Annotated in this window: 7 protein-coding genes; 3 read left to right on the top strand and 4 right to left on the bottom strand. The window is 60.3% G+C overall.

Annotated features, from left to right (window positions below; genetic code table 11):
* Together BUA15_RS03490 and wrbA are read right to left on the bottom strand one after the other, a co-directional pair.
* Positions 1-449 (bottom strand): hypothetical protein (locus tag BUA15_RS03490; RefSeq protein ID WP_143149553.1); only part of this gene is annotated, 449 nt, incomplete at its 3' end.
* A gap of 803 nt (positions 450-1,252) precedes the next feature.
* Positions 1,253-1,885 (bottom strand): NAD(P)H:quinone oxidoreductase, encoded by a 633-nt coding sequence (wrbA, locus tag BUA15_RS03485; RefSeq protein ID WP_072714603.1) that lies wholly within the window; start codon positions 1,883-1,885, stop codon positions 1,253-1,255.
* Between the two features lie 521 nt (positions 1,886-2,406).
* Here wrbA and BUA15_RS03480 point away from each other — a divergent pair.
* On the top strand, positions 2,407-3,240 hold the full coding sequence (locus BUA15_RS03480) for an oxygenase MpaB family protein (RefSeq protein WP_072714544.1): 834 nt from the start codon (positions 2,407-2,409) through the stop codon (positions 3,238-3,240).
* 90 nt (positions 3,241-3,330) lie between these two features.
* The gene (locus BUA15_RS03475; protein ID WP_072714543.1) at positions 3,331-5,622 is read left to right on the top strand and encodes an ATP-dependent helicase; all 2,292 of its coding nucleotides are present in this window, start codon (positions 3,331-3,333) and stop codon (positions 5,620-5,622) included.
* A 16-nt stretch (positions 5,623-5,638) separates the two neighbouring features.
* Here BUA15_RS03475 and BUA15_RS03470 read toward each other — a convergent pair whose 3' ends face one another.
* Both BUA15_RS03470 and BUA15_RS03465 read right to left on the bottom strand, forming a co-directional pair.
* A complete protein-coding gene (locus BUA15_RS03470) occupies positions 5,639-6,079 on the bottom strand; it encodes a hypothetical protein (RefSeq protein WP_072714542.1) in 441 nt (146 codons plus the stop codon).
* A 412-nt stretch (positions 6,080-6,491) separates the two neighbouring features.
* The gene (locus tag BUA15_RS03465; RefSeq protein ID WP_072714541.1) at positions 6,492-6,749 is read right to left on the bottom strand and encodes a PLD nuclease N-terminal domain-containing protein; all 258 of its coding nucleotides are present in this window, start codon (positions 6,747-6,749) and stop codon (positions 6,492-6,494) included.
* Between the two features lie 175 nt (positions 6,750-6,924).
* Here BUA15_RS03465 and dusB point away from each other — a divergent pair, with 175 nt between their 5' ends.
* Positions 6,925-8,001, top strand: a complete 1,077-nt coding sequence (dusB, locus tag BUA15_RS03460; RefSeq protein ID WP_072714540.1) for a tRNA dihydrouridine synthase DusB — start codon at positions 6,925-6,927, stop codon at positions 7,999-8,001.
* Positions 8,002-8,034: the final 33 nt, after the last annotated feature.

The following is an 8,034-nucleotide window of genomic DNA, read 5'->3' as shown; positions in this document are numbered from 1 at the left end:
CGTCCGCTGGGCGCCATGTGCAGCTCTGCAATCCACTCGCCCAGCACCCGACCCGTCTCGTCCAGCACCGCCCGCGCCGACCAGCTCTCCCCGCGCCACTCGTACAACACCACGCGCCGCCCATCCTCCGAGATCGCCAGCCACGTGCCCCAGGCCTCGTCCTCCCGAAACATCATTGGCAGCGTCTGCTCCCAGCGCAGCCGGCCTTCGGGGTCGTAGTAGCGCAGCCGTCCCTGCTGCAGTCCCAGCGGTTCGAAGACCACCAGGGCGCCGCGCTGGGCGGCCATGGCCAGGCTGCTTTTCTGCGTGAGGGTCAGGCCCTCGATGCGCACGGGGGTTGCCTGCACCCGGAGGCCGTCGAGCGTGCCGCGGGCCAGCACGGCCGCATTCTGCTGCAGCACCTCGGCCGAAAGCCCCTGGCCCAATGCCTGGCCTGTCACCTGTTGCATGGACCCGCACGCCACCAGCCACAGGAACGCTGCACCGATGACCGCACGGCGTTTTGTGACATGCCGGATAGAAAGCTTGCAGGCGCTGCACCTGCTCATGCGTTCGGACATGGCTTTTGCAAGTTGACGCTCGTAAATACGCGACCTGCCCTCTGAAAAGCACAACCTTCGACAGGCCGAAGGGATTCCTTTGCACCTAATACATAGGTTGCAAAAAAAAAGCAAGTGGGAGGTGAATGTATGATTGTTAATATATGGTCAAGAAATATCGGCGAGCACCGGGAAAAGCGCCCGGCACCCGCTGGTAGCGCAGGATTTAGCGCCTGCACACGATACGTTCTACGATCTCAGGTCAGGAGAACCGCACCGATCGGCAGAAAGAAAGGGAGGAGGGACCGGCAGCATGGCCGAAGAAAGCCGACGCACGGCCCTTTTTTCAATCCATTCGCCACGGCATGCTTAGCGTTGCGCGCAACGCTGGCTCCTGAAACCGCCCGGTCGCTTCCGGTAAGACACGTGGCGCCATCCGGAGGTCCTGCGTCGGGTCTGTCCGTCGGGGTTGCCTGCCAGCTACCCTAATCTGACGCTGGCCGAGCGCATGGACGCGGAACGGGGGAGCACCGATCGACGCCTGTTCGACGTGGCCGGGCCGAAGGACCCGGAGAGGACCGGGCAGCGCCCTGCCGTAACCGCAGCAGCCGCATCGGCCGGCTCGGTGCAACCCGTTCATCTTCTCACAGACGCGTACAAAAAAGCCCGGTCGGAGGAACCGACCGGGCCGGGCGTCAGCAAACCTGTTGGATTCAGGCAGCCTGCGCCTGCAGCCGTCCGACTTTGAGCTGGCGGGCAATTTGGGCGACGTGGCGGCCCTGAACGCGCGCAATGCGACGTTCAATTTCTGAGGGCATGCGGCTTCCGTCGCCTCCGGTAATGACGCCCGCGCCATAAGGCGAGCCTCCAGCTACTTCATCGATCTGCGTCAGCTCAACACAATTTGTCGGTACGCCTACGATGATCATTCCATGATGCAGCAGCGTGGTATGAATCGACAGAATGGTACTTTCGTGGCCTGCGTGCTGCGTAGCTGTGGCAGTAAACGCGCTGCCTACTTTACCGATGAGCGCACCCTGAAGCCAGAGCGGTCCGGTCTGGTCCCAGAAATTGCGCATCTGGGCCGCCATGTTGCCAAAGCGCGTAGGCGTACCCACAATGATCGCGTCATATTCGGGCAGCTCCTCAACCGTTGCCACCGGCGCTTTCTGATCCAGCTTGATCCCGATCTGGCGCGCCTGTTCTTCCGGAATTAGCTCGGGCACGCGTTTGATGACCACTTCGACACCTTCCACCTCGGCGGCGCCGGCCGCCACTTCCTGAGCCAGTGCCTCGATGTGACCGTACATGCTGTAGTACAGCACCAGCACGCGCGTTTTCTCCATCATGGATGGTATCGGGTTGAAGTGAACAGATGTTCATTTGTTTAAACAAATAAATGGTTGGGCCGGAGGTTGGGTTTCGTGAAAGTTGCGAAAGGAGGAAGAGAATGACGGAGAATCTTCATCTATGCCCTGAAGCTTCTGGTCAGAGGAGTGTTGCAACATGCGCTGTATCTAAGAAGGAGGGCTCAGAAGTGGTCGAACAGTCTGCCTGGCCGTTATGCCGCTCAGGAGCCCGGAAAGACCTGCTTGTCCATGAAGAGGAGTGGGCTAGAAGTCTGAGGGAATAAGGGAGAATGGCCCAGTCAGAAGACGCAGTGGTTTCGCGGCTGACTGATGGAACGGAATGCCTGCTTCGCTGAAGGTAGCAAAGTGGGATGAGGCATGCTGGCATCACGATGCTGGGCGCTGACTGAGCTTTCGGCTGCTGAAGGTTCGGGATGCGCAGATCTGCCGCGGTTGGAAACAGCCGGCTGCTCAGAGCTTTTCTGTCCAGAAGCAAGTCCTGGCGTCAGGCGAGGGCTATGGGAGCAAGGGGATCGATAGTGTGGCAGGTGAACCGTGAGCGCGTCGTAGTGCTGGGCTGGGGACGGGCGCTGCTGTGGCAACTGGCACATCCGCTGGTCGCAGAAGCCGTCGCCAGGCACTCGGACTTTTCCCGTTCGCTGCGTGCGGCCTGGCGTCGCTTTGTGCATACGGTGCAGGCCATGCGCCGGCTGACCTTTGGGACGTCGCGGGAAGCACAGACTGTGGTCCGGCGAATCCAGGAGATTCATGCCCGGGTGCAGGGACAGTTGGCCAGGCCCCTGGGCAGTTTTCCGGCCGGTACGCGGTATCAAGCCAGCGATCCGGCCCTCATGACCTGGGTACATGTAACCACGGTCGAGGCAACCCTCTGCGCCTATGAGACCTTCGTGCAACCCCTGACGCCTGAAGCACGGGATCGGTACTGCCAGGAAGCCCGTGCACTGGAGCAGTGGCTGGGACTTCCTTCCGGCACGTTTCCGGAGACGTGGGCGCAACTGGAGGCTTATGTGCAAACCATGCAGGCCCGTGGGGTGCTCTGCGTTACCCCGCCGGCCCGGCAGATGGCGGCGCATGTGCTTGCGCCTGCACGCCAGTGGTGGAGCCAGCCTCTGGTAAAACCCTGGCGGTTGCTGACGCTTGGACTGCTGCCGCCAGACCTGCGCGCTGCGTACGGATTTACCTGGACGGCGCGTGAGGAAAAGGCGTTTCAAAAGCTTGTGGCGGCCATTCGGTGCGGCGTCGCGTGGGCCCCTGCCTGGATACGCATGTGGCCAGAAGCCCGTCGCATGCCCCGGCACGCCAGGTCGGTCGATTGGCAGATAGCGGGATGACCGCTATGCCGCCGGATTCATCAGAATCCTGCTGGCATTCCTGTTGGAAATGTGCTTTCTTAAGGCGCACCATGTAGCCTGCTGAGTGGGATGCGTACGTTTCTATTACAACGCGAACCCAGCGTGGCCGACAACGTCCCCGAGGCGCTGCCAGAAGCAGCAACCCGCATTCTGGAAGGCCTCAATCCGGTGCAGCGACAGGCCGTTGAGGTCACGGAAGGGCCGGTCCTGATCATTGCCGGACCGGGATCGGGCAAGACGCGCACGCTTACGCACCGCATTGCCTATCTGATAGCCACCGGGCGCGCCCGGCCCTATCAGATTCTGGCGCTTACGTTCACCAATAAGGCGGCGCGCGAGATGATGGAGCGCATCGAGCGCCTGGTCGGGACGGAGGCCGCCCGGCACATCTGGATGGGCACCTTCCATGCGATTTTTGCCCGGATTCTGCGCCGCGAAGGGCACCGCATCGGCTATACGCCGAACTTCAGCATTTATGACACGGACGATGCAGAGCGGCTGCTGCGGGAGCTGATGCCGCGCTACCAGATCGATCCCCGTCAGTACAGCCCGCGCACGATCCGGCACCTGATCTCCAGCGCCAAAAACCAGATGATCGGGCCGGAAGCGTATGCCCGCCTGGTGGCTTCGCCTGTGCAGGAAAAAGCCGCCCGGCTGTACGGCCCCTATCAGGAGGCGCTTCGGAAAGCCAATGCGCTTGATTTCGATGACCTGCTGCTCAAGCCCATTGAATTGTTCGAGCAATGTCCTGACGTGCTCCGTCAGTACCAGGAACGCTGGCGCTACCTGCACATCGACGAATACCAGGACACGAATCGGGCGCAGTACGTGCTGGCGCGCAAGCTGGCCGAAGGGCACCGCAACCTGTGCGTGGTGGGCGACGACGCGCAGTCGATCTATGCCTTCCGGGGTGCCGATATCGGCAACATCCTGTCGTTTCAACGCGACTACCCGGACGCCACGGTGATCCGGTTGGAACAGAACTACCGTTCAACGCGCCGCATCCTGAAACTGGCCGAGGCTATCATCCGAAACAACCGGGATCAGCTCGAAAAGCAACTCTGGACTGAAAACCCGGAAGGCGAGCCGATTGTGCTCATTGAGGCGCTTTCGGAGCGCGACGAAGCCCAGAAGGTGGAGCAGCGCATCCGGGACCTGCACGTGCGCTACGGCTACGCTTTTCGCGATTTTGCCGTGCTCTACCGCACCAACGCCCAGAGCCGCTCGCTTGAAGAGGCGCTGCGGCGCGGCGGCATTCCTTACCGCATAGTGGGGGGCCTGTCGTTCTACCAGCGCAAGGAAATCAAAGACGTGCTGGCCTATCTACGGCTGCTGGTCAATCCACACGATGCGGCCAGCCTGCAGCGCGTCATCAACTATCCGGCACGGGGCATCGGGCAGCGCACGCTCGAAGCACTGATGGCCTATGCCCGGCAGCATGGCCTGAGCCTCTGGCAAGCCATTGAACGGGTAGAGGAGGTGGGCCTGCCCGCGCGTGCGCAGAAGGCCGTGCAGGCGTTTCACTTCCTGATCGCCCGGCACGCCGCCCGCGTGACGTCAACGCCGGTGGACGAACTGGCCCGCTCCCTGCTTCAGGAAAGCGGGCTGTTTGACGAACTCCGACGCGAGGGAACGCCCGAAGCGCTTGCCCGCTGGGAAAACGTGCAGGAGCTGCTGAACGCCATTGCGGAATATGTGACCATGGCCGGGGAAAGCGCCACGCTGAGCGGCTTCCTGCAGGAGGTGGCGCTGCTGACCGATCTGGACGAGATGCCCGAGGACAACCGGGTAACGCTCATGACGCTCCACGCCTCGAAAGGGCTGGAATTTCCGGTGGTGTTCATCACCGGGTTGGAAGAGGGACTTTTTCCTCTGGCGCAGGCCACGCAGGACCGCAAAGATCTGGAAGAGGAGCGACGGCTATTTTACGTGGGCGTGACGCGGGCGCAGCGGCACCTGTTTCTCTGCTACGCGCGCAGTCGCTATCGGTACGGCGAACAGCAGCCCAGCGTGCGCAGCCGCTTTCTGGAAGAGCTGGACACCGACGTCATTGTGACCGAGGCAGGTCTCCCCTTCCGCAGAGGCGAAGTGGAGCATCGGTCCTCTCGGACAAGTCGTTCCGGAACGCCAGGGTTTCGGGGGAGCCATTCGCAGCAGCGGGAAGCAACGCGACGCGTGGTGTACGACGAAGGCGTCGGAGAGATTGTACCCGGGGCCTATGTGGAACATCCCATGTTTGGCGAAGGCAAGGTGCTGGCCCTTGAAGGGCAGGGCGAGCAGGCACGGGCCATTGTGTTCTTTCCAGAGGTAGGGCAGAAAAAACTGGTGCTCAAGTTCGCCCGGCTGCGCCGCATCGACTGAGGCAGGCACCACCGATCTATTGCGTTCGCACGTAGATGTACTCCGGTCCGTCGACAGGAACCGAGCTGAGGATGAGCGAATCTTTATTGACGCCCCAGACCAGATAGCTGTCCAGAAAGTCCTGGAGGGACAGGCGGTAGACCAGCGTGTCGTTGCGGTACACCTCGACGATGCCCCCCGGCCGAATGCGGAGCGTTTCGGTGTATCCTGCCGAGCAGGGCGTCTGGACCGAAGGGCCTCCACGGGTGGTGAAATAGACGGTTGTCTTCACCCACTGCCATGTACCCGGGAGTAGCGAGGTATCTGTGAAAAAGCGATTCCAGTTGATCCGGGGGGGCTGTTCATCACATTCCGAAGCCGGCTTTTCGACCGGCGTGCTCGGCTCGATCAGGGCACACCCGGCTATCAGCAGCAAACCAACGCCTGTCGGTAAGGCGATGCGCAGGAGTCGATTCATGGAATACAGGAACCGGTGTGTCTTGAGATATTCCCTTAAATATTAAATGTTTCAAAAGTAAACCGGCAACTAAGCAAGTCCTGGACAGGAGGAGAGACGCAACAGCCGCGCAGGTTCGTCGAGCGCACGGTTCAGGCTCTGTGCAGCCTCGGAGGAGATCCTGGACAGGCGAACGATAATTTTTAAATAGATTATTGCATCATTTTACGCATATCGAATGCAACATCAGGCAAAAAAAAAGATTCCTAACGGATAAGAGTGAGTTCAGAACTGGCGTTGCTTTACAGCGTCTTTTCCAGGGATCGCACCTCTATCTAGCGTACATCCCTGCTGCGCAGCGCAGCGCGCGAGCCATATTGCTCAGGCGGAACGTGCCGATCTGTTCCTTTGCCGGGGATATCGGGCGGCATCTTTATCGCCCGAAAAAGTAGTACAGAATCAGGCCGCCAACCGGAAAGAAGATGATCAGCAGTGCCCAGAGCGCCTTGCTAGAAAAACCACGGGAACTGTTGGCTAGCTCAATGAGCGCTAAAATGTCAAGCACAACGATTACCGTGCCACAGAACCCCAGCGTCCAGATATTTTGCAGCAGGTCAATCAGGTTGGGGCCACATCCGGCCAGTACCACGGTAGTGGCCAGAAGCAGAAGCCATAAAGGTAGACGGCGCATGGTCGATGCTGCGTTCAGTGATGCTTGAAAGAAATCGTGTAGGCCCGAGAAAAGCAAGCTATCGACCGTCCTTTACGCACAGGCTAACAGCCAGGTTACAGGCGGAACCGGAAAAAAACGCATCGGTAGGAAGGCTCCGATGCTGAGGCGATGAGCGTAACTGCTTAAAAAGCATATGCGCATCGGGACGATTGAGCTGGGAGCGCGTCCGCTGTTTCTGGCTCCGATGGAAGACGTAAGTGATCCGCCGTTTCGGCTGCTCTGCAAGCGCTACGGGGCCGACATGGTATTTACCGAGTTCATTTCGTCTGGCGGATTGCTGCACGAAAGCGAGGATGCCGTCAAAAAACTGGACATCTACGACGAAGAGCGGCCCGTAGGCATTCAGATCTTTGGCGGGGAGCTGGAGCAGGTGCGTGAGGCAGCCCGCATCGTTGATCGGATTGGGCCGGACGTGATTGACATCAATTTCGGATGTCCGGTGCGCAAGGTGGTCTGTAAGGACGCAGGTGCTGGCGTGTTGCGTGATTTGAAAAAAATGCGGGCGCTTACAGAGGCGGTAGTTGAGGTAGCCACGCGACCGGTGACCGTTAAGACCCGACTGGGATGGGATGATCGGTCGATCCGAATTCTGGAGGTGGCCCGCATGTTGGAAGATTGCGGTGTGCAGGCGCTGACCGTGCATGCGCGCACGCGCGCGCAGATGTACAAGGGATCTGCGCGCTGGGAATGGCTCCGTCGGCTGAAGGAACTCGGGCTTTCTATTCCGATCATCGGCAACGGGGACGCCACCACGCCCGAAAAGGTCAAGCAGATGTTCGAGGAGACCGGCGTTGATGCGGTGATGATCGGACGGGGCGCCATCGGGAATCCCTGGATTTTCCGGGATGCCAAGCTCTATATGGAAACTGGGGAACTACCGCCTCCACCCTCCTGGGAAGAACGGGTGCGCGTGGTAGCGGAGCATCTGGAGCTAAAGTGCCAGTGGCTGGGCGAACGCAAAGGGGTGCTGGAAATGCGCCGGATGTACGGAGGATACTTCAAAGGATTTCCCGGGGCCAGCCGGTTACGTCAGCTCTTGATGCACAAAGAGACGAAGGCCGAAGTGCTGGAGATCCTGTTGAATTTCCGGCCAGATGACCCCGAAGTGCAGGTGACAGTGCCGCGCACGCTGCAGGCTGTTCCTGTCGTGTTAACAGCCCGTCTGCCTCGCCCAACGCGCCAGAAAGCCCTGGCTGCCGATAAGGCATAAAAGCCGTTATTGATCTTCGCTCCCGACGGCTGT

Origin of the sequence: Rhodothermus profundi, from assembly GCF_900142415.1 — a bacterium.
GTDB lineage: Bacteria > Bacteroidota > Rhodothermia > Rhodothermales > Rhodothermaceae > Rhodothermus > Rhodothermus profundi.
Note: the sequence above shows the minus strand (reverse complement) of the source record. Positions and strands in the feature narration are given on the sequence as shown.